The organism is Gilliamella apicola (assembly GCF_003202915.1).
In the GTDB taxonomy this organism is placed as follows: Bacteria; Pseudomonadota; Gammaproteobacteria; order Enterobacterales; family Orbaceae; genus Gilliamella; species Gilliamella apicola_Q.
The window spans coordinates 551,314-574,821 of the sequence record NZ_QGLP01000004.1 but is presented as its reverse complement, the minus strand read 5'-3'; the positions used below and the strand labels follow the sequence as shown (position 1 = coordinate 574,821).

Genomic DNA, 23,508 nt, shown 5'->3' with positions numbered 1-23,508 from the left:
TAATTATTCTCTTAATTAAGAGTATTTGATAAACCAAATAGTGATGACAAATAGATAAAGAAAGTGGAAGTACAGTTTTTTCGAGGATGAAAAATTTTATTAAAAATAACAACTATAAGTATTTACTAATTTTATTATTAATTTGGGCACATAGTTTAACGTATATTTTTATATTTAAATTTAACAGTATTTTAATTATTACTAATAATTTTTATTTGCATAGTTTTAATAAAATTAAACTGACTTTAACGTGTGCCCAACCATAATAAATAATAATTTAATCATAAGCCAATTTATTTGCTTATTTCCAGCTCGATTAACATTATTAAAATATGAATAATTTTAATATGTATTTCTTGAATTCTATCTGCATAACCATGGTGAGGAATTCTAATCTCTATATCAGCATAAGAAGACATTAATCCACCATCATTACCCGTTAATGCAATAATCTTTAAACCTTTTTCTTTTGCTGTTTTCATCGCCTCAATAATGTTTATTGAATTACCAGATCCTGAAAAACATACAAGTACATCTCCTTCTTGACCAATGCCTTCAATGTATCTAGAAAAGATATAGTTATAACCAAAATCATTAGCCACGCAGGATATATGGCTCACATCAGAAATTGCAATAGCTGGATAAGCAGATCTATTTTCACGATATCTACCAGTTAATTCTTCAGCAAAATGCATTGCGTCACAATGAGATCCTCCATTACCACACGATAAAACTTTCTTTTTTGATTTAAATGCATTAGCGACTACCAAAGCAGCTTCTTCAACTAAAAGTAAATTTGTGTCATTATTCATAAATGTATTTAGAACAACAGATGATTGTTCCAATTCAGCTTTTATTTTTTCAATATACATCTTTTCAACTACCTTATTTTGTATTTTGGTAACTTTTCTCAAATGGATAAACTTAACCTAATTTAGTAAGTAAGAATTCATTATTTCCCAAGCTTTTTTAATGTCGGTATCGTAGTTAAACAAACCGGAAGATCCTAATATTAATGATTCAGCGCCAGCATTTAATAATTTATTAAAGGTTTTATGGCTACATCCGCCATCTATTGATATTACATAGTTTAAATTGTTATTGTCTTTATACTCTTTAAACTCTTTTATTTTAAATAACATATTTTCAATAAACGGTTGTCCTGCAAATCCAGGATCTACTGTCATAATTGTTATGAAATCAGCATAATTTATATAGTATTTAGCTAATTCTAACGAAGAGTTGGGATTAAAGACTAAGCCGCATTTCAAACCATGTTTTTTTATTTTTTCAATTATACGAAAAGCACATCCCTCCAAAGTTTCAACTTGTAAAGATATAATATTGGCGCCTCTCGCCTCCAACTCATCGATATAATTAATCGGGTCAGTTACCATTAAATGGCAATCAATTGGTTTTTCTACGATTTTTTTTACTTCACTAACAAAAAAAGGACTTAATGTTAGATTGGGTACAAAATGTCCATCCATTATATCAACATGATAGTAATCAATTCTTTCATCCAAAAAAGTCAATTGTTCTGTAAATTTTGTTAAATCCATGCACATTAATGATGGTGCTATCATTATTTTTTTATTGTTCATCAACTACAAACCTCACTCTATAGTAAACATAAAAATTTGAATTAACGTAAATTAGCAAGTAGTGAAAAAAATAATTTAGGTGTTTGTTTCAAATTTTTAGAAAATTTACGCTTTAACTGTAGAAATACTCTTATTAATAACTAGTTTACATAAAGACATTATTAATTAATTGTTTACGCACATTACTTTACAAGTAAACTCTTTACCTTCTTTTATGATATAAAACATATCTTTCAATTTTTTGAGATTTACTTTATGAGAAATTAAATCATCTACTTTTAATCTTCCTTCATATATTGCCTGTGCAGCTTCAGACCATTCATCGTGAGGATATTTTTTATAAACAGAATTAAATGTTCCTTTTAAAGTAGCTTCTTTACGCATAAAGCTATCGTAAGTTTTTCTAGTAATAGTGATATTTTCATGAGGATTTCCCAATATAATAACTTTTCCCATAATTGCACATGACATCAATGTATTATTAATTCCATCACTAAATCCTGTACCTTCTATGCATACATTTCCGCCTATACCGTTGGTATGTTCCATTATCCATTTAATAGGATCTTCGGTTTTTGAATTGCAAACATATTTGAAACCTAGCGATGAACAGAAATCTATTTTCCTTTGATCAATATCAATTAAAAAAACTTTATTAGCTCCATACAAATATGCCCATCGAGCAATCATAATACCTATCGGACCGGCACCATAAATAACGACATTATCATTGAGATCTAAATGAGCATTTCTTATAGCATGCAAAGCGACAGCTGCCGGTTCTATCATTGCTGATGCAACAACATCAGCATCATCTTCTAAAAAAATTAAGTTAAATGTTGGAACAACAACATATTCAGAGAAAGCACCGTCTCGTCTTGAACCAAAATAACTATAATTAGTACATCTTGCATAATATTTTTCGGCACAAAAGGTGCATTTATTGCAAGGTATTAATGGAAATATAGCTACTTTCTTTCCTATAATAGAGCTATCTACACCATCCCCTACTTTTTCTATCACACCAGAAAACTCATGCCCTAACACTAAAGGAAAGTGGTAAGCGCCCGTTGTAAATGTTCTTGGAATATCCGAACCACATATTCCCGCTGCTTTAATTTTTACCAAAACTTCTTGAGCGTTAGGATTTGGTATGGACCGATCCTGATACTCCAATTGACCGAGCGCTGTTAAAGCTAATACTTCCATAAATTTCTCCTCAATAAATTCTTATTTGATAACGTTCAAAATATTTGTATAAAAACCGACAATCCCTACAACAAAAATTATTAATATCATGGTATTAGGTTTAATTTTTTTATTAACCATGTGTAAAACGCCTAATGTTAGTAATAATGGGATTAAACAAGGAATTAAAGTATTAAGGAGCTCTTGGAAAGAGATGGTGATTTTACCAACTTCAATTTTTAAAGGGGTATAAACCGCTACTCTAGATGCCGCCATTCCACCAACAACCATCAAACCGATTAAACCAAACATATCTGTTAGCTTATCCATCATTCCTTTTTTGAGGATATCTAAAATAAATGATTTACCCTTCCTATATCCAATGAAAAACATATTCAGACTAATAACAATCATTATCACTTTATAGAAAATTTCAAATAAAATGGGGCCTAGAATATTACCTTCAACAGCCATATTACAGGCAACGGCGGCTAGAATTGAGTATATGATTGCTTGAAGAGTATCTCCTATACCTGCGACAGGTCCCATAAGGCCTGATCGAATTGAAGCAATTGACTCAGGAGATACATCACCATCTTTCGCCCTAGCTTCCTCCATAGCTACAGTTATTCCAGTGATCCCCAAACCACAAAAGGAAGGTTCGGTGTTAAAGAAGGTTAAGTATTTTTTTAATTCTTCACATTGTTTGTTTTTATCATTAGGATACAATTTTCTTACAACTGGCACCATTGCATTTGCTTGACCTAATGCTTGTAATCGCTCATAGTTATATGCCGCTTCTGAACTAAAATTCAAAGCCCATGTTTTTAATAATTCTTTTTTGGTTAAAATAGTTTGGTTACTCATAATATTATCCTTTAATTTGCCAAAATATTGACGACATTGAGAGTGCCCTATTTAGTTCTCTCTTTTTGTAGTGAGCATATTTATAATAAAAGCAGCAATAGCAGCAAAAATAGCTAATCCCATAATATCTATTTTCAGATAGGCAACCACAAAAAATCCTAAGAAGAAATAAGGCATTAAGTGTTTTTTGCCCAAGAATGAAACCAACATTGCAATACCTAATGCAGGCATGATGCCACCAACAACTTCAAATGCGGATACTAGATGGTTAGGTATGTGTTTTAAAAAATCTTGCATATATTCCGCGCCAAAATAAACAAGAATAAATGCAGGAAAACCATTTAAGATTAGGGCTACAAAAAATGAGGGAACATAATTCATCATCCTCATACCAGTAATATTCCCCCTATTTAAAAAGGCCTCAGCTTTATTTACCCATATTGCATTAATACTCATAGATACTTGCCAAGAAAGAATGCCTAATAATGAGAATGGTAATGCGAAAACAACAGCTGTAGATGGATTTGCTTTACTCAAGATTGTCATAGCCGTACCAAAAACTGAGGCTACTGGTAAATTACCCGGCATAGTACCGCCAACAGTCATCCAACCTAAATAAGCTAAGTTGATGTATGCTGCGGCCTTCATACCTTCTATAGGTTCACCTAAAGCTAATGCAACTAAAAAACCTGATACAATTGGATACATCCATGTTCTGGTAATCAAATGACTAAACCACCAACAACTGAAAGTTGCAATTAAACACACTAATATTGCAGAAACGAACATAAATCCTCCTGATGATTATTTAATAATAGATGAAAGATTAACCGCTTTATCGCTAGGTATAGCTTGAATTTTAATACAAATTCCCGATTGGATTAGAGTTTTAAAGGAAGCCATCTCTTCTTCTGAAGCTGCTAAATTTCTATAAAAGTTCTTACGTATATTACTTACGCCCATACCACCTAAAATTATATTTTTTAAAGGAATATTATTTTGTACAAGCTTTAATAATGGATTCGGCCCCTTAGTTAATATTAAATATTTCTCATTATCTGCATCTGTTGATAAAGTAGTTATAGCCGAACTCACATCGACAACTTTCAGGCTGATTCCTTTTGGTACTGACATTTCTAAAACAGAAACCATAAAATCATCATTAACTAAATCATCATCAATTATTAAAATTGTTGTAGTTTCTACATGTTTAATCCAACGAGTCATTACTTGTCCATGTATCAACCTGTCATCAATTCTTATTAAACTAATTTCACTCATTTGCTAACCTCTGCTGTTTAAAAAAATTTAATTGAGCTTTCTACTACCGACATTAAAGCTTCTTTCATTTCGTTAATCGTTGAATAAGCGCCTTTTTCCAAGGATAAAAATAATAAAATGGGAAGATTAACCCCTGTGATTATTAGGATGTTGTCATTGTTTCTTTTGCTTAAACAAGCCGCATTAAAAGGAGTACCGCCTAAGATATCTACGCAAACTACAAATTCAGTATTTTTATTATTAACTATGATTTCATCTATTTGGCTAGTCACCTTCTCAATCGTATCTCCGAGTTGAACTGAAATTCCAAATGTATCTATTAATGTTCCTGAAAATATTTCACATGTTTTAATGAGATTATTAACAAAATCACCGTGAGTAATAATTATGGTTTTAATCTTTTTCATTTAATTCTCCAAAAGCATATTGCTCACCCAAAAAGTTTATACATTTAAATAATTATGTAAACTTTAATGTTCTACTTTTGAGATCAAAATCACACTTATTCAATCCACTAAAAATATAAATATTTGTATTTATTGTATTTTTATGATAATTATTAATGTTTTAATAGTAAAAATTATTATTTAATAAAATATGAATACGTAATTTTTGCACGAAAATAAATAATTATTATAAACTTTTGAGTTTTATTTATATTAAATAAACATTAGAAAAGTAATGTGATATGATCCCAATTATGAGATTAAACTTTAAAATTCAAATAACTATGAACAATGATGATGAACTAAAGAAGATTGCTAAACTTAAATTATTAATTAATACATTAAATCGAACTGAGATTGTGATTATTAATTGGCTTTTTATCCCTAAAAATTTAGTAGAAAATACATCAATAAAAGAAATAGCCGATACGCTAAATGTTTCTAAATCACTTATCGTTAAAATTGCAAAAAAATTAGGCTGTTCAGGATTTAAAGAATTAAAAAAATTGTTGCTCAATTATTTTCAAACTAATGATTACCAACAATTGAATATCACTGAAGAAAACCCTTTCAATAATATTATTAAAAATGTCGAATTTAGTTTGATTACTTCAATAAAAGAGACTATATCCCTAATAAATGAGAAAAAAATATCTGAAGTTGTAAAATTGATTTTGGAAAAAGAGAAAATTTTATTGTTCGGCGTAGGTGGATCATATCCAATCTGTCTTGATTTCAATCATAAGCTACTAAGACTAGGTATTTACAGTGAAACTTATAATGATTTTCACTTAATGTCATTAGCTTCTACTCATTTAAATTCAAATAGCTTAATAATTGTAATTTCAACATCTGGTAATTCGTTAGAATTAATATCTTCAATTGAAATTGCCAAGAAAAATAAATCAACAATTATCGGAATAACCAGCAATATCAACTCCAAATTACAGAAATTATCTGATTTGATCTTATATTCCCCGGTATTTAAAGATCCACTACAAGGTCATAATGGACTTGCCAGAATATGCCAATTATTCATTTTAGATATTATTTATTTAATGTTAGTACAAAATAATCCTAGTCTATTATTAAGAAATTTAAACCATACGATTGAGAGTAACAGCGCCACCCACAAACAATATATGAATAAAAAAAATCTATAAACACATAAGAATAATTTTTAATGTGAAACAAATCTTCAATCATAATGGAATATAAAACAGATACAAAATCGAAAAATATCAGAATGCTAAGTTTAAGTATCACTATGATTAAAAAGATTAAACTCATCCACAAGGAAATATGAATTAAATTACTTATTACCACTCCTCATCACAGCTAATTTAGTAAATAGATAATTTCCTGAGGGATTTTTAAAAAAGTTAGCTAGATTGCCGATAATCGTAGATAATTTATCGAAGATTTATCTGAACCAATAGTTAAAAAATAATTAATAAACCATTACTAATGGTTTTTAAGCTGATTAGGTAACAAAACTATTTTGACCAAAATGAATTTGTCTTGTCTTTACTAAATAAAATGATTAATAATTAATCCTAAACCAGATAATAACACTAGTTATTTTCAATTAACTTCATGCTAGAAGTGCTGATGATGAAAACGATAAAATTAAATAATGGTATTGAAATGCCTATTGTTGGATTTGGAGTATATCAAATTGATGAAAAGCAGTGTCAGCAAGCGGTATTGGATGCAATTGATGTTGGTTATCGTCTGATTGATACCGCAACGGCCTATCAAAATGAACGCCAAGTAGGCGATGCGATTAGAGTTAGTGGAATTAACCGAGATGAGCTGTTTATCACCACTAAACTTTGGTTAAATCGGGCTAGTTATGAAGGTGCTAAAATCCAATTTGAGCAATCCTTAAATTTATTACAACTAGACTATATTGATCTGTATTTAATCCATCAACCTTTTGGTGATATTTATGGCGCTTGGCATGCGATGGAAGAACTTTATGAGCAAGGTAAAATCAGAGCAATTGGTGTTAGTAATTTTAGGCCGGATCGTTTAGCCGATTTAATGGCATTTAATAAAATAAAACCGGCCGTAAATCAAATTGAAGTTAACCCTTTTAATCAACAATTACAAGCTGCACCTTGGATGCAAAGTAAGACTATTCAGCCGGAAGCATGGGCGCCATTTGCTGAAGGAAAGAATGAGATCTTCAATCATCCAATTTTAACTGCAATTGGAAAAAAATATAATAAGTCGGTTGGGCAAATTATTTTACGTTGGTTAATTCAACGGCAAATTGTCTGTTTGGCTAAATCAGTTAGAAAAGAACGTATGATGGAAAATTTTAATCTATTTGATTTTCAACTATCAGATAAGGATATGATCGATATTACCGCAATTGATACAGCAACCAGTGCGTTTTTTTCACATAGCGATCCGGCCATTGTAGAGTGGTTAACTCAACGCCGACCAAATATTTAGTTTTAAAATTGTTACTATATGTAGAAAAAACTAGAAAAAGCCGATAGTTAGCATACAATATCGGCTTTGCAAATTTATTGAGATTTTTTTACATTTACCATTTAGCTCGTATGCCGACAGAAGCACTAACAGGAGCTTTCACTCTGGCATCACCACCATGAGTCCAGGTATGCCCTATTTCGCTATATACATTGATTTGATTATTGATTTCATAACTACCACCAATTGCTAATTCCGAACTTAAAGATTTACCCCCATTATTAAATTCGCTACTAGCATTTTTACAATCAAATTTAACATGATCCGCACCATTTGGAGAATAGAAAAGGTTTACTCGTGCGTAAGGGCGCAATAAAGTATCTTCAGTTTTATAATTACCTTCTAACCTTGCACCAAAACGGAATAACCAACTATTATTATCACTATGTTTTACTGTGGTTTTACCACTGATATGACTATCTTTTAAATCAAGCCATTGGTGGATTATTTGTGCTTGAGGCTCTAGTTTCCAATTGCTCTCCATTAAAACAAAAGGTTTGCCAGTTTCAATCGATGCGCTCAAACCTTTAGCTTTTTGTTTACTATTTTTATTTCCATTTGGATTGAGATCAACCCGATGACGAACTCCTTGTAAAACCATATCAAAATAACTACCATCATCCTGCATATAGGTACTATATGCAGCTAAAAAGTAAGAATTTATCTCATTATTACCTACTCGTTTATATTTACCACTAGCGAAACCATCAACACTCAAATCACCATTTAAATAACCGAAATAGGCCCCAATTCGCCAATCATCATTCTGCCAAATATCACTGCCTAATTGGAAACCGCTATAGTTTCCTTTGCTATGCGCATTAGCGATGCCATTTTGTTTTAAATTCACTCGCTTGGTTATAATTCGTCCCCAACTTATTGGTGAATTCAACAATGCCACATTACCGATGCGTTGGTGCAAATTACTCTGCATAATATTATCCGCAAGGCGAAGCTGTGCTGCAACAGCACCAAACAACGGAACCTCTTTACGATAAGTTATCTGGAATACGGGTTTGCCCGGTTCTGGGTCAATAGTTGGATTGGTTGGATCTGTCGGATTAGTCGGATTGGTTGGATTCGTCGGGTTATGAGGCAAGTAAGAACGTAAATACCAGTTATTATTTTGGTTATTAATATCACCTTTATGTAAATAATATTCATAAGCACCGACATCTAAATGTTCTGTTTGCATTCTAAATGCATCATTACTACTGGTACCACCAACATGGATTAATTCAATACCATTCGTATTACCTGTATCAGCACCTAAACCATTAATATCATTGATTTGTATTAATGTGTTGCCTGAAACATTACCATTTACCAATAAGCGATCGGTATCACTATCACTATCTTGAAGAACAGTATCAAAAATTAATTTACCACCATTGCCTATATAATCGCCTGTAACAGTTAAACGGTCACCTGCAAAAGCGTTATTAAGATTAATTGAGCCTCCATTATTGACGTTACCTGTAATTATAGATTGGTGCAAACCTGATTGCAGTTCAACTATTGCACCAGAATAAAGCGTCAAATTATCAGTATTTAAATTACCCGTTAACGTTAGTTTACCGCTACCGCTCAAATTAATATTTTCCCACCCCAAAATAGCCACATTATTTAGCGAACCATCAGAGGAGGATGATCCAATAAGATGCGTATTTAAGTTTAGCGTATCATTATCTGAAGAGCCAGCAACACGAGTAAATTTATTACCGCCATCAACCATAATCAGTTGCGATATATCTGCACCTTCATTAATAAACAAAGTATCATTACCAGTTCCAAGTACAATTTTACCACTGATTTTTGCACCATCATTTAAAGAGACTATAGAATCTGTTTTATCATTTTTAATCGCAATACCGCTAGCCGATGAAACATCTGCACCTTGATTCAGATTTATATAGGTTTTAATCCCTTCTCGACCATTGCTATTTATGGCTATTCCGGATGTACTATTGTTGGCGATTACTTTACTTGATATATCAATTTTGGTGTTACCACTAGCATTATTGAATACAGAAATCCCCTTATCAAAGCCACTAATAACCCCATTTGTTTGTTGCAATAATAGATCCTGTGCGCTACCATAATTAGCGGCAACAATTCCAGAACCACCTATACCAGAGACATCGCCATCAATAAAAATCTCGGTCGAGCGCTGACCTCGATTTACCAAATTTACACCATTATTTCCACCTTGAATAACACTATTAGTGGTTTGCTTAAATATTAACTCATTAGTGTTAAACTCATTACCCGCCATAACGGCATCTAAATTTCTGCTCGTAACTTTACCCGCAATGTTAATAGTAGTTACACCTTGGCCACTATTAGTAAGATTAAAACCACTAGTTTGCCCAATAATCTCACTATCTTCAGTTTGATCGATAATTAAATCAGAACTATATGAGCCATTATTCACCCAAACACTGTCATTATTACTTACGACTTTACCCGCTAAACTGATCAGTGTTGAACGTTGCCCATCATTAGATATATTGAATCCATAATTATTGGCATTGATTTCACCTCCTGCTTGAATAATATTAATCTCCTTACTATTGCCTCTAATTGCCGCGGTAATCCCATCTTTCTCCTCAGCGACTATTTTACTTTTTGTAGTGATATTCGTTGCACCTTGACCTGTACTGATTATATTTATTCCATTTTCCTTACCTTGAATATTACCAGCTAATTGATCAATTTTAATATCATTTGTATTTTCATAATTTACTACAGTTATTCCATCATTCTGTGAGCCGATAACGTTACCAGAAACACTTACCGACGTAGTACTTTTACCACTATTAAACAAAATAATCCCATAAGCGTTACCTTTAATATTGCCACTGTTCTGAGAAACCGTTATACCTTGAGTATTTTCACTATTAACTACTAAAATACCATTATTTTGAGTGCCTATAATGTCGCCATCTGCTGTTATTGTCGTGGTATTAACTCCATTATTATCAATATTTATTCCGTCTAATTTACCTTGAATACTTCCTCCAGACTGAGTGACACTTGCTTCTTGGCTGTGTCTATCGTTTTTAATATAGATACCATAATGCTGAACACCAATAACTTCACCAGTGGTATCAACAGTGGTTGACCCTGTGCCATAATTTGTTAGAGAAATTCCATTTAGACCACCTTGGATACGCCCTGATTCTTGTTTAGCTGTAATATTTTGGGTATTTGTTTGAATCGTGGCTTTGATACCATTGCCATTTTCACTAATCACTCTGCCTGTGGTAGAGATAATTGTTGAACCTGTTCCATTATGGTTAACATTAATACCATCTGTAGTACCATGAATTTCACCTGATGCTTGAAAAATAGTAATATCCTTGGTATTAGTGTCAGTAGCAGCTATAATGCCAGAATTATTATTGCCAGTAACATTACCTTTGATAGTTACATTAGAAGAACCAGTACCTCTATGGGTAATATTGATACCAGTGTTTTGACCATAAATCGCGCCACCATTTTGATTGATAATGAGATCACGAGTATTAGTTCCATTGATTATACGAAGCCCATCATCCCCAGAACCTGTCACTGTACCATTAGTGTTAATTTCGCTTGAACCATTACCTTGATTAGTTAGAATCATGCCATAACTTAACCCTTTGATATTACCATTCGACTGTTCAACCTTTAAACCAGTCGTGTTTACCCCACTAAATACAGACATACCTTCTTGATGTTGGCCTTCAATATCACCCATAATAGAAATAGACGTTGTTTCATTGCCATTATTAATAATACCAACACCAGATCCTTTTCCTATAATGGAACCTGCTACCTGATTAAAGGTTAATTTGTGAGTATTCGCAAAATTAGTAATAGATACCCCTGTACTTTGATTAGCCACTATCTTACCGGACGTTGTGACTATCGTTGAACCATTACCACTATTAACAGCATTAATGCCGTTTGCCAAACCATTGATCTCACCTGATTTCTGACTGATGGTTAAATCATGAGTGTTGGAATTGTTATTGGCAAAAAGACCGTCATTTTGTTTACCGACAACTTTTCCGGCTACCGTGATAGTAGTTGAACCATTACCAAAATTATTTGCTTTGATTCCATTAAGTTCGCCCGAAATTAAACCACGATCTTGCGAAATAGTTAAATCGCCTGCATTTTGTTCATTAGCTGCATTAATCCCTTCTTTCTCATCACCAATGACATTGTCATTAGTTTCAATATTTAATTTGCCTTTTCCTTTATTATCAGCATTAATACCATTTTTTTTGCCATGAATATCACCCGATGATTGAATTATATTCAATCCCTGAGTATCTCCATCATTCACAGCCAAAATACCATCAAGATCATCACCAACCACAGAGCCAATGGTCGATATCGTTGTGGTACCATGACCATAATTAACCGCATTAATTCCATTTGATTTTCCATGGATACTAGCATCAATAAGTTCCATGATATTCAAATCATGAGTGTTATTTGAGTTTACCACATGTAAACCATCATTTTGCTTACCCGTGACATCACCCGAAATATTAATCGTTGTAGAGCCAGAACCATTATGGCCAAGATTGATTCCATTTTTACCACCAATGACCTCTCCATCAGACTGATTTAAATTGATATCATTGATATCATTACCACTCATATAGTTATAACCATCGTCATTGGACTCAACATGGTTAGATATAGGTAAATCGACAGAATTGCTAAAGTTAGTCATTGCCAAAAATTGACTTATAAAAGTTGGTGATTGTTTGCCAACAGAATTTTTATTCGGGTATTGATTAATAATATTTTTCCCACAATATTTGTTGAGCGATGAACTATCACATTGGGCATAACTGAAAGGGATCATTGCTAATGATAAACCGGCAACTGATAATAAATTAATAAAGAATAATTTACCTTTAGATTGCGATTTTTCTGATGTCACTATATAGGCTTGACGTCGTACACTCCAAACTAACTTATATACTTTATTCATTATTTTCTCTCCCGAAATAAATCTATGCTGGTCAAACAACATCTTCATTGGAAAAATTAGATAAAGAATTAATACACAGTACTAATAAGTCCTAGTCCATTTGGGAATTAAAGGTTAGAAAAATCATTACTAATTGTGGAACTGTCAGGAATCTTAAATAGCTATAAGATTCAATTTATAACAACGTGATTAAATTGAAAAATAATTTAAAGCAGAAAAAAGATATGTTGTTGATGAGTTTAAATTTACATATAAAAAAACAATATTAGTTCTCTCTTTTTACCACATAGTAGATATCTTAGCAATCAAAAGAACAAAATATGTCGATGCGAATTAAAAAATCCAAATTTGCTTATATAGTTATACTATTTTTTATACGTATGGTTTATCGATAGTTTTTTTGCAAGATCCATAGGTATTGCTCTATAAATAAACTTAGATTGTAAATCAACGACTTTAACCAATATTTACCGTTGAGGACCAATTGCTAGATTACCTTTCCACATTGCACAGATAAAATCTTCATGATGTTGCCCATAATTCACAACATCTTCTACGAGGTTATAAAATAAATAGTAAAAAAAGACAATTTAGATAAATTGTTGTAAAGAATATATTAAGATATAATTCAATAAATTCGCAGATGCGATAAATAAAATTATAAAGGATTTAGAAATGTCTAGTCAGGTTATATCTTACGTTGATAGAGCGGTTCAATTATTAAATAAAATCGGAATTATTATTAAACCACAAGCCGATGCACCGATTTTAAAGTTATTGGATAATGTTGCTGAGATTGATAAAAATCGAGTTATTACAATAGCTCGAACTTTACAACAACAAAGCGCGTTCAACCAAGTGGTTCGCGAGCAAATTGATGGTGTTGAAGTTTCACAACGCTATACCCAAATTGTTAATCATTTTGATAGTATCCGAACGGATATGGAAAAGATGTTAGGTTGGCTTGATGATGGTAAATTAGATTTTTTTGAAAGAATCAAAATTGGTTGGATGAAACTGCAACGAGGTTCTATTCCCGACCGATTTAATCTTATAAAAAAGACCTATTTACAAGTATCGCAAGAAACCGGCAATCAAATTGAGCGTGAACATACTATTTTAAATGCTTATCAAGATTTTCGATTTGGATTGAAACAAGCACAAATCATTGCTCAGGAATTAGTGCAAATAGCAACAGATCGTCTTGAAGAATGTAAAGCTAAATTAGCCTCTGCCATTGCTGACGTAGATAATTTTAATGAAGATGATCATGTGGCAAAAGCACGTTTAGAGCTTATCCGCGACGAAGCATTACGTAATGTGCAACAAGAAGACAGCCGTTATCAAATTATTTTGGATTTAGCCAATAATTTAACCGTTTCTTATAATTCAGCCGAAGCCGTCTTTGCTCGTATACAACAAACAACTTCCGTGAAAGAAAGAGTTTATCAACAAAGCGTTAGCTTTTTTTCTACCAATGAAATTGTCTTTACAGCATTAAGTGCGTCAATCACCTCTTTGACTGGTTTAAGCGAAAGCACTAAGACATTAGAAGCAATGAAAGATGGCATGAATAAAGGTATTGAAAGCATTGCATCTGCTGGTAATAAGCAATTAGAAGAAAGTCTACGTGCTGGATATGGTTCAACCATTAAAGCCGATTCTCTACGTGCTTTAGTGGAAGCGATTGTCAATTATCAAGAATCAAGTCAACAATTAATTGCCGAGCTACGGAATGAATCGATTGATAATGCCAAAGAGATAGAGCGTATCGTTGAAGATGGCAAACAACGCTTTAATAATATTATTTTTAAGGTTAATAATTAATGTCCAATATTAAGCTTAGTGAACAACTAGGTGCAATGGCAATCATTGACGAACTTTATCAAAAACAACAATTGTTACTTGAGCACCTAAATTATGACGCTTTGCGTAGTAAATTAGCCGAAAATATAAAGAATTATTATCAAGTTAAAGGGCAAATTGTTAACGACGAACTCATTGAGAAAGGAATTAATCTTTGGTTCAGCCAAAGATTACAATTTGTTGCGCCTAAACATAATTGGTTAATCCGTTTTTTTGCTTTTTGTTACGTAAAAAGAAAAAAATTCTATCCATTTATTGCTGTAATCTTATGTATTCTATTGTGGCTAAATTGCAGTGTATTCAGCAAAATGTTTGAACGCAACAACAAAATCGATAAAACTTATAGCCATATTTTAATTGAAAAAAAAATCTTAACTGACCTAAACACAAAATTTTTGGAACTTGATAAGTTGCCGGTTTATAATGCACAGGTACCTGTAAAAAATTTAAAAACCTCAATTAGTTATTCACTCAACCAAGAGTTTAATCTTCCTTTTTCAGAATCTACAGAGAATTCATCTCCAACTTTTAATTATGATCAAGAAACATTTTATAAACTAGAAGAAATTGATTTCTCAATCACTACAATTTCATCTCAAGCTGCCAGAGAAATATCAAAATTAAGTGAATTGCTTGAGGAAGATAGAAAACTCACTTATTTAATTAAAAGTGATGAATTTATACAGGCTAAAAAAATATATCCTATTTTACAAATTTCAGTTGATAAAGCGCTTGATAGGCTTAATCAAGGACAACAGGATATTGATCTTGAATCAATCGAATCACTTTATAATTCTGTTGGGCGTGCAGAAACGCTTGAAAATAAAATTCAATCTGACTTGAAACAGTTACAAGCATTAAATGTGCCTAACTCTGATATGAGTGAGGTTATTGCCTTGCAAAATGCTTTAAGTGCTGATTTAAAAAATTTGAATTTTAAGCATGTCGAGCATTATCAAGAAATGATGGCTTACTATATAAAACTTGCTCAAACCAATTTAACGTTAACGATTGTTGATCACCCAAATTATAAATCAGGAGTTGAGCGTACTCATGACAATACTAATGGTAAATCTTGGTACTTAATCGTCAGACCGATGACAACAACCAACAATCCAGATTCATTATGGGTAAAAAGTATTGAAACTGGCGAATCAAAATTGGTGGATACATTTGGTCAACAAGTCACTTTAGAACAATATAACAGTGTTAAAGCCGATAAAATGAAAGATGGGCATATTGATAACAATAAACTTTGTACTAAACCACAGGGAAGATTAATATTCAATTGTCCAAAATCAGTTAAATCAGGTCGGATTTTGGAGTGGTAAACCATGCAACCGAAAAACATTGAAAAGAAAATTTGTGCTGAGGCAGAAAAAATTAAATCCTCGTTAGATATAGCTTATCAAAAAAGACAAGATATCCTTGTTGATATTTTAAATTTAAAGAATGAGCAAGCTAGTATATATCAAAAAATTGCCACCATTTATTTAAAAGAATCACCCCATAATGATAATTTTCAAATACAAAATATTATTAAGCAATTACAAGGATTATCTAGTGACTTAACTAGCAAAGTTAGTCATTTAGATAAAGTAATAGCTCAATTTCAACAGGAATTGCAAGATATTCATGCAAAAATAGATGAACTCACTACCCAAAAGGTGCTGCAACTTGAAAGCGATCCTGAATATGTCGCATTGTTTAATCTTTTTACAAAGGAAAAAGGATTTTTAGAAAAAATAACAAAAGATTACGAACTATGCCAAGAAGAGTTCACCAAAAAATTAGCAGAGTACAGTAAAAATTGTTATTACAATTATTTGCGCAAAAGAAACTATGGTGAAGATAATTATAAAGGTCGTTGGATTTTTAGAAATCTAGATGAAACGATAGCTGGATTTATTCATTTTAATGAAAATTATAAAAATCAAAAAATACTCGAATCATTAATAAAAGAATCGCAAATAAAATACGAAAATCAAAAAAAATCATATGAGTTAGCCAAAGATAAAAAATTTGATAAAGAACAATTAGTTGAAAAAAGTTTGAATCTACCGCAACTAAAATCTCAATTGGTAAACATTGAATATGATTTGGAAGATGCCCAACGACAAAGGAAAAAGGCTTATGACACCTTAAATGGCACACAAAAAGGACAAAGTGATCAGTTTAAACAGCTATCAGCGCAATTGGCAAAATTATTAGAAAATCAGTCAATTAAACAACTTGAGCGGCTAACCTTACAAACAGAATCTAAGGAGGATGATTTCTTACTTAAAAGAATTCCTGAAATAGGTGATCAAATAAATCAACTTGAAGAACGTATACCACATGTTCAAAAATCAATTAATAATCAGGAAAAGATTTATATTCGCTTTAATCAGACGCTGAAGCTATTTAGACAAAATAATGTTCCTAGCTCTTTTTATGAATATAACATTTCTTCATACACTCTCAATGACCTATTAGAAAACTTAAAAAATCATGGTTATTCTCCTGAAAAAATGGTTATGGAGCTTCTAGCTAGGCGTGTACTAAGAAATAATACAACTTCATCAAATACCAAGAGTGGTTGGTCGGTATTAAGTAGCTTAAGTTCATCGTCTAATCGTTCAAGGCGATCATCATCAAGCCGGTCATCCAGTAGTGCTCGTTATTCGTCGAGTTCCTCATCGAGTAGTAATGGTTATTCATCGAGTTCTTCGTCTGGTGGAGGCGGATATCGTACTACGGATAGTTTTTAACTATAGAAATAATAAAGAGATTAAAGTTATAAAAAGATTTTATTGATGAAATAATATAAAGAAATTAGTAGACATTAAAGATAGAAAAAACTATTTTATAGATAAGTTAATTTTTATATAAATAAAATTAGTTTTATACGAGTAAGTTTTTTAATATTTTACTAAATAATTCGATTAAGTAGGTGCATTAAATGCAACCTACTTTTAACATATCATATCAGATATTTTAAACGCAATGACTTAATAAATTAGGCGAGATTTTAGATGCTTGAAATAAGGTAAATTCTAAATCAACTAAGTCATAAACACAAAATGGATCTAATTTCATAATATTTTTAACTTCTTCAAGTGAATCACTCATTACTATAATAATAGCACCTGTTTTACTCTCTAAAGGACCAGAAGCTATAAATTTATTGTTGGCAAAATACTCATCTAAAAATTTGTTATGTTCTTCAAATTTAGCTAATAGTTCTTCCAAAGGTCTTTTAAACTTAAATGTTACAATTATCATTATACATTCCTTATATATTTTAAATTAGTTACTTAAATCTTTAGCTAAATCTTGCTAGCTAAAAAATCTTGCTTATTATGCCTTCTGTTGTCATACAAAAAAGAGTTAAAAAAGTTAACAGTTCGATTAAAAATCAACCCTGATTTACCAATACATTCATTTTTTAGCGTTAAGATTTCTCAAAAGTCTATTGACGATAAATGGATGTAGAACAGAAACTGGCACCATATATAACTTGCCAATTAAATTATGATTTTTGACAGAAGTTATTACATATAATTTATTTTGTTTATCATTATCATCAATTAAACGAAGATGTAAACAAACATCTAGATGATGATCTTTAATGACTAAGGTTAATTTATCTTTTTCTAACTCAAAAACAGTAAAAAAATGTACGAAATCGCCAATATTAGGTATATCCTCAGTTAATTGATTAAAACCTTTAATTGTTCTAATTCCGACCATTCTCCCTAAAAAATCTCTCATCTGAAACAATATTTTAAGCCATTTAGGTTGAGATTGAGTCATTATTCTATAAGCGTCATAAACAGAAATATCTTGAGGAAGAGAAGCAGTTTGGTAACTTAAATAATCAATATTTTCTGCAACTAAGGTAACCTGATTAAATAGTTTATTTAAGTTATCGATAACAAGCTTAGTTTTAGAATTCATAACACACTCAACAGCTTTTTTATTTTATTTATCAATTAGATTGCTAGCTTAAAAAAAGTTTTCTATTAATTTTAGAGAATAACTTATTAAATTTATTAGCAAATTTTTAACTGTTATTTATATCTATAAATTATGAATAAAGGTTTATCGATTAGCAAGAGTAAATTAATCGTTGTTTCATCCTGAGCAACTCTATTTGCCGACAAAAAATGATAACCCTGTTATTCAATAGACAAGTACACCACTGCAATATAACCACAGTGGTTAATTATTGTTATTATTTTAAATAAGCGCACCTAAAATGGTAAACTTTTCATCAATATTTACTAGTAATAGCAAGACCTATCAGCGGTTGGTAAATGATTTAGTATTCAATTTAGCTAATAAGGTTTTATAAGAACCAGTAGCCAGGATTACGCCACCAATAACAATTAATGCGCCACTGATTTGTACTGGATTAGGCTCTAATCCAGTAAATAAAGCTAAGATCATCGTAAATATAGGTACTAAGTTAAAAAATACTGCAGTATTGGCCGCTCCGATTTCTTTGATACCCAGATTCCAAAATAAATATGCCAATACCGTACCACATACCGCCATATAGGCTAATAATAAATGATTTTTTATAGTTATATTATCTATTGAAATAAGTTAATTATTATAAATGGTAAATAATATGATGCCGATGGTACCAAATAACATAGAATTTGAGTCTATTTTTTGGAAATCGCTAGGTTACTAGGCTTTATGTAGGCAAGTAAAACCCTATAGTTTATTGTGAAAACAATAAGTGAGAGATTTTAATAGTTTTAATAGATTGACAGTTAAGTATGAATTTAAATTGGAGCGGGAAACGAGGTTCGAACTCGCGACCTCAACCTTGGCAAGGTTGCGCTCTACCAACTGAGCTATTCCCGCATATTGAATGCTTCGAAAGAAGTGGTGAGCATTATACAAAAATATTCGTGTATGGCAACTTTTTTTAACCATTATTTTTTGTTCTTCCAGCTAAGTGTTTCAAAAACACCAAAAATAAAAAGTCTAAGTGCTTTAAATTTATCCTGCTGCTTTTCTTGATTGGTCATCGTTGATTGTAATAACCAAGCTTGTAAGCCATGAGTTATAACAAATGCGGCCAATCCAACGTATGCAACAACATTGGCTGGCTTTGGAAATGGATGAACTAAGTTAAATAATAAAAATAACCAGATAAATGAATAGACTAGTTTACCTAAAAGTATGAACATTATCTCTCTTCTCGTATAAATAGGTAGCTATGAACTTGCCCTGCGATTTTTTCTCGATGTAAAAACCAATTGGTTGGAATATAACCGGTTAAATCATGCTCTAGCTCAGACTCAATATAAATATAAGCTGACGGACTTAACCAATGGTTATTTTCAAGGAGTTGCACTGTTTTTTCAATCAATGAATGATGAAAAGGCGGATCGATAAACGCAATATCGAACTGTTTTTCGGCCGGTTTATCAAGCCATTGAAATGTATCGATTGAATAGATTTCGACATTATCACATGCAATTAATTGTTTATTTTTCTTTAACTGATTAGCAACTTGTTTGTCTTTTTCTAATAGTGTGACATTTTGAGCACCGCGGGATGCAGCTTCAAAACCTAAAGATCCACTACCGGAAAAACAATCCAGACAACGACTATTGGCTATAACTGGCATTAACCAGTTATATAAAGTCTCTTTAACTCGATCGGTTGTCGGGCGCAAACCTTGTTTATCGAGTACCGATAATTTTCGTCCACGCCACTTACCACCGATAATTCTTATTGAACCATTCATATAACTATAAAATTTTACTTAGAATATTTCTTGGGAAACACCTTCTGAATTGGTCACTCTGGTACCAACTTCTTGTGAACTATAGCTAGTTGGTTCCGTTCCTTTAATAAAGTATTCAGACATGGATTTAGATCCATAGCCAGCTAACTTTCCTGTTCGTTGGTCAATTTTCAGCGAAATAACATTATCAGGTTTTACATCTTCTTTTTCTGGAACATTCTCAAGGGCAACTTTCATATAGTCAACCCAGAGAGGATTCGCGGTAACGGCCCCTGCTTCGGCACGGTTAGTTCGTCCTAAAGCACGACGGTGGTCATCAAAGCCCATCCAAACTGAGGTGACAATGTTACCACCAAATCCGGAAAACCAAACATCTTTCGATAAGTTAGTCGTACCAGTTTTACCACCAACGTCTTTACGACCTAGTGCTTTTACGCGCCAAGCGGTACCTTGCCAATCGGAACCACCAAATACGATACTTCGAAGGCCATCTTTCATGATAAAAGCAATGCCACTATCAACCGTATGTGGTGCATATTTAGGTGAAACATCTGTCGTTTTATTGTCAGCACTAATATCAGGTAAAATTAGATTATCTTCTGATTTAAGATTTGCCACTTCTGGCTCTTCATTACCTGTATCATTTATCTCGTTTTCAACGTTATCTAACGACAATGAAACCGAATCAAATTTCACTACTTCACCTTTGCAGTTTTTGCAAGCAATCAATGGTTGATGTTGATAAATTACGCCACTATCATTGTCATATTCAATTTTTTCGATTAGATAAGGGGTAATCAAATAACCACCATTAACAATAACCGAATACGCACGAGCAACTTGCAATGGTGTAAATGACGCCGCACCTAAAGCAAGTGATTCATTATGCGAAATATTCTCTTTAGGGAATCCAAAACGCTCTAAATACTCAGCCACATAATCAATACCAATTGCACGAAGTGCCCTTACCATCATAACATTTTTAGACATACCTAAACCAACTCGCATACGTAAAGGACCTGCATAAGTTGGCGGGGAATTTTTAGGACGCCAAATTACACTACCTGTTTTGCGTACAATAGGTGCATCGTTTAGCAGGGTTGCCATAGTTAGTCCTTTTTCTAACGTGGCCGTATAGACAAATGGTTTTATATTTGAACCTAATTGACGTAATGCTTGAGTCGCACGATTAAATTTGCTTAAGTTAAAGTCATACCCGCCAACAATAGCCTTAATAGCCCCATTATTTGAGTCTAAAGAAACCAGTGCTCCATTTACTGCGGGTATTTGTGCTAGCGTCCAATTATCGCCCGATTTTTTAACCCAAATTAGTTGGCCAGGATTTAAGGTATCATTTACTTTTTTCGGGAAAGCACCTTGTCTATCATCATTAATAAATTTTCTTGCCCATTTCATATCTTGAAAGGCAATCGTAATATTTGTTTTATCAGACAATACGGCTTTTGCTGTTTTATCTGAAGATTCTAAAACTACGGCAGGACACATACCGCTATAACAAATATATTTATGTAAAGCTTCTTGAATTTGTTTGGCGTTTAATGGTTTTTCATTATTTTTCCATAATACTTTTTCCGGTCCACGATAACCATGCCGTATATCATAATCAATAATATGTTTTTGCACTGCTTCTGTTGCCGCTAACTGATCGTTTTTAGAAATAGTGGTATAAACTTTATAACCATCGGTATAGGCATTTTCGCCAAATTTGTCGTACATAAACTGTCTGGCCATTTCAGCAACGTATGGTGCTGAAAATTCGATTTTTTGCGTATGATAACTGGCATTTAATGGTTTTTTTATTGCTTCGTTAAATTGGGCTTGCGTTATATAAGATTGATCTAACATTCGCCCTAACACCCAATTGCGTCTTATTAGCGCTTTTTCTGGATGAGATATTGGATTATAGGCTGAAGGTGCATTTGGTAAACCTGCCAGTAATGCGGCTTCGTCAATAGTTAACTGATCTGGTGTTTTTCCAAAGAAAGTATATGACGCAGCAGCCACCCCATAAGCACGCGATCCAAAGTTGATCATATTGAGATATAATGCCATTATCTCATCTTTAGATAACTCTCGCTCCATACGAACTGCAATAATCATCTCTTTTACTTTACGAGTTATACTTTTTTCCGGCGTTAAGAAAAAGTTTTTCGCCACTTGCTGTGTGATGGTACTACCACCTTGTGAGAAGCTTTTTTCCTTAACCCCTATATACATGGCTCGCATGATACCAATGGGATCAATCCCAAAATGTTCATAAAAACGCGCATCTTCGGTCGCGATAACCGCATTGACAACAATTTGGGGAATTTCATCATATTTTAATGGAATTCGGTGACGCTCGCCAAAAATCGCAATTAATTCACCATCCTTACTATAAACCTGCATTGGAGTTTGCAAACGAACATCTTTCAATGTCGCTACGTCTGGCAAATCTTGAGCAAAATGGTCGTAAGTAGCCATACAAAGCAACAAGCCATAAAGCGCTAGACCGGTGAAAAGTTTAACACCATATTTTAATAGTTTTAATATTATCACAAATCATTCCTATCCAATTGATTGAAAATCAAAAAAAGATAATAAATTTATTTTTTACTTATTGATTTCAATCTATTTTTAGCAGACGAGTATACTACTTACTTGAAGAGACTCAAAATAAAAAACGTTTTTTTATCTATGTTTAGTTAACTGTTTAATTGACTATTTAAATTAATTAAACTAATCAATGCATTATATTCATACGGAAATTGATTATTCATGTTATTTACACGATGAAATTTGATAATTAATTAGTTAAGTGTTTAATTGTTGTTAAACACTTAATTAAAATAGTTATAAATAAAATGCCATATAGCTAAGATATGGGTAAACAATTAATTGATTTTAAGCGCTCTATTAGTAAATTATTAAATAATATTGCATATTATCTCACAATTTTTTCATATTTTTAAATAAAAATGATAGAGCAATTTGATAATTGTGATTTAT

The 23,508-nt window shown here is 32.2% G+C and carries 19 protein-coding genes and 1 tRNA gene; 5 read left to right on the top strand and 15 right to left on the bottom strand.

Annotation, left to right across the window (positions count from 1 at the left end):
* Nucleotides 1–293 precede the first annotated feature (293 nt).
* The 7 genes from lpcA to DKK79_RS04125 form a co-directional block, all read right to left on the bottom strand.
* The gene (lpcA, locus tag DKK79_RS04155) at nt 294–872 is read right to left on the bottom strand and encodes a D-sedoheptulose 7-phosphate isomerase (protein ID WP_110422960.1); all 579 of its coding nucleotides are present in this window, start codon (nt 870–872) and stop codon (nt 294–296) included.
* A 57-nt stretch (nt 873–929) separates the two neighbouring features.
* Nucleotides 930–1,589 (bottom strand): D-allulose 6-phosphate 3-epimerase, encoded by a 660-nt coding sequence (gene alsE / locus DKK79_RS04150; RefSeq protein ID WP_110423303.1) that lies wholly within the window; start codon nt 1,587–1,589, stop codon nt 930–932.
* Nucleotides 1,590–1,769: 180 nt separating this feature from the next.
* Nucleotides 1,770–2,813, bottom strand: coding sequence for a galactitol-1-phosphate 5-dehydrogenase (locus DKK79_RS04145; RefSeq protein WP_110422959.1), 1,044 nt, complete (start codon nt 2,811–2,813; stop codon nt 1,770–1,772).
* A gap of 21 nt (nt 2,814–2,834) precedes the next feature.
* Nucleotides 2,835–3,659 carry a PTS system mannose/fructose/sorbose family transporter subunit IID gene (locus DKK79_RS04140; protein WP_110422958.1) on the bottom strand — a complete coding sequence of 275 codons (825 nt, stop codon included), beginning with the start codon at nt 3,657–3,659 and terminating at the stop codon, nt 2,835–2,837.
* A gap of 51 nt (nt 3,660–3,710) precedes the next feature.
* On the bottom strand, nt 3,711–4,448 hold the full coding sequence (locus tag DKK79_RS04135) for a PTS mannose/fructose/sorbose/N-acetylgalactosamine transporter subunit IIC (protein WP_110422957.1): 738 nt from the start codon (nt 4,446–4,448) through the stop codon (nt 3,711–3,713).
* Between the two features lie 15 nt (nt 4,449–4,463).
* Entirely contained in the window at nt 4,464–4,940 is a 477-nt protein-coding gene (locus DKK79_RS04130; protein ID WP_110422956.1) for a PTS system mannose/fructose/N-acetylgalactosamine-transporter subunit IIB, read from the bottom strand.
* Nucleotides 4,941–4,957: 17 nt separating this feature from the next.
* Nucleotides 4,958–5,347 (bottom strand): PTS sugar transporter subunit IIA, encoded by a 390-nt coding sequence (locus tag DKK79_RS04125; RefSeq protein WP_110422955.1) that lies wholly within the window; start codon nt 5,345–5,347, stop codon nt 4,958–4,960.
* A 293-nt stretch (nt 5,348–5,640) separates the two neighbouring features.
* Between DKK79_RS04125 and DKK79_RS04120 the strand changes: the two genes are divergently transcribed.
* The gene (locus DKK79_RS04120; protein ID WP_181415226.1) at nt 5,641–6,549 is read left to right on the top strand and encodes an SIS domain-containing protein; all 909 of its coding nucleotides are present in this window, start codon (nt 5,641–5,643) and stop codon (nt 6,547–6,549) included.
* 451 nt (nt 6,550–7,000) lie between these two features.
* The gene (locus tag DKK79_RS04115; RefSeq protein ID WP_110422953.1) at nt 7,001–7,849 is read left to right on the top strand and encodes an aldo/keto reductase; all 849 of its coding nucleotides are present in this window, start codon (nt 7,001–7,003) and stop codon (nt 7,847–7,849) included.
* A 94-nt stretch (nt 7,850–7,943) separates the two neighbouring features.
* On the opposite strand, the gene DKK79_RS04110 is transcribed toward DKK79_RS04115, so the two are convergent.
* Nucleotides 7,944–12,884, bottom strand: coding sequence for an autotransporter outer membrane beta-barrel domain-containing protein (locus DKK79_RS04110; RefSeq protein WP_181415225.1), 4,941 nt, complete (start codon nt 12,882–12,884; stop codon nt 7,944–7,946).
* A 675-nt stretch (nt 12,885–13,559) separates the two neighbouring features.
* Here DKK79_RS04110 and DKK79_RS04105 point away from each other — a divergent pair.
* The 3 genes from DKK79_RS04105 to DKK79_RS04095 are packed head-to-tail and all read left to right on the top strand — an operon-like array spanning nt 13,560 to nt 17,500.
* Nucleotides 13,560–14,711, top strand: coding sequence for a merozoite surface protein 3b (locus tag DKK79_RS04105; RefSeq protein ID WP_110422952.1), 1,152 nt, complete (start codon nt 13,560–13,562; stop codon nt 14,709–14,711).
* The gene (locus tag DKK79_RS04100; protein ID WP_110422951.1) at nt 14,711–16,081 is read left to right on the top strand and encodes a DUF6384 family protein; all 1,371 of its coding nucleotides are present in this window, start codon (nt 14,711–14,713) and stop codon (nt 16,079–16,081) included. The genes DKK79_RS04105 and DKK79_RS04100 overlap by 1 nt, the downstream gene beginning before the upstream one ends.
* Nucleotides 16,082–16,084: 3 nt before the next feature.
* A complete protein-coding gene (locus DKK79_RS04095; protein ID WP_110422950.1) occupies nt 16,085–17,500 on the top strand; it encodes a hypothetical protein in 1,416 nt (471 codons plus the stop codon).
* A 226-nt stretch (nt 17,501–17,726) separates the two neighbouring features.
* Here the strand turns inward: DKK79_RS04095 and DKK79_RS04090 are convergent, their stop codons facing one another.
* From DKK79_RS04090 to DKK79_RS04060, 7 genes are all read right to left on the bottom strand, one after another.
* A complete protein-coding gene (locus DKK79_RS04090) occupies nt 17,727–18,014 on the bottom strand; it encodes a YciI family protein (protein ID WP_110422949.1) in 288 nt (95 codons plus the stop codon).
* Nucleotides 18,015–18,170: 156 nt separating this feature from the next.
* Entirely contained in the window at nt 18,171–18,689 is a 519-nt protein-coding gene (locus DKK79_RS04085) for a DUF2867 domain-containing protein (protein WP_110422948.1), read from the bottom strand.
* Between the two features lie 345 nt (nt 18,690–19,034).
* Nucleotides 19,035–19,316 carry a DMT family transporter gene (locus DKK79_RS04080; protein ID WP_258363437.1) on the bottom strand — a complete coding sequence of 94 codons (282 nt, stop codon included), beginning with the start codon at nt 19,314–19,316 and terminating at the stop codon, nt 19,035–19,037.
* A 215-nt stretch (nt 19,317–19,531) separates the two neighbouring features.
* Nucleotides 19,532–19,607: transfer RNA gene (locus DKK79_RS04075), tRNA-Gly, on the bottom strand.
* A 71-nt stretch (nt 19,608–19,678) separates the two neighbouring features.
* Nucleotides 19,679–19,936, bottom strand: coding sequence for a DUF1145 domain-containing protein (locus DKK79_RS04070; RefSeq protein ID WP_034882463.1), 258 nt, complete (start codon nt 19,934–19,936; stop codon nt 19,679–19,681).
* Complete coding sequence (gene rsmD, locus DKK79_RS04065; RefSeq protein WP_110422946.1) at nt 19,936–20,499, bottom strand: 16S rRNA (guanine(966)-N(2))-methyltransferase RsmD; 564 nt, start codon at nt 20,497–20,499, stop codon at nt 19,936–19,938. The genes DKK79_RS04070 and rsmD overlap by 1 nt, the downstream gene beginning before the upstream one ends.
* 18 nt (nt 20,500–20,517) lie before the next feature.
* Entirely contained in the window at nt 20,518–23,058 is a 2,541-nt protein-coding gene (locus DKK79_RS04060; RefSeq protein ID WP_110422945.1) for a penicillin-binding protein 1A, read from the bottom strand.
* Between the last annotated feature and the right edge of the window lie 450 nt (nt 23,059–23,508).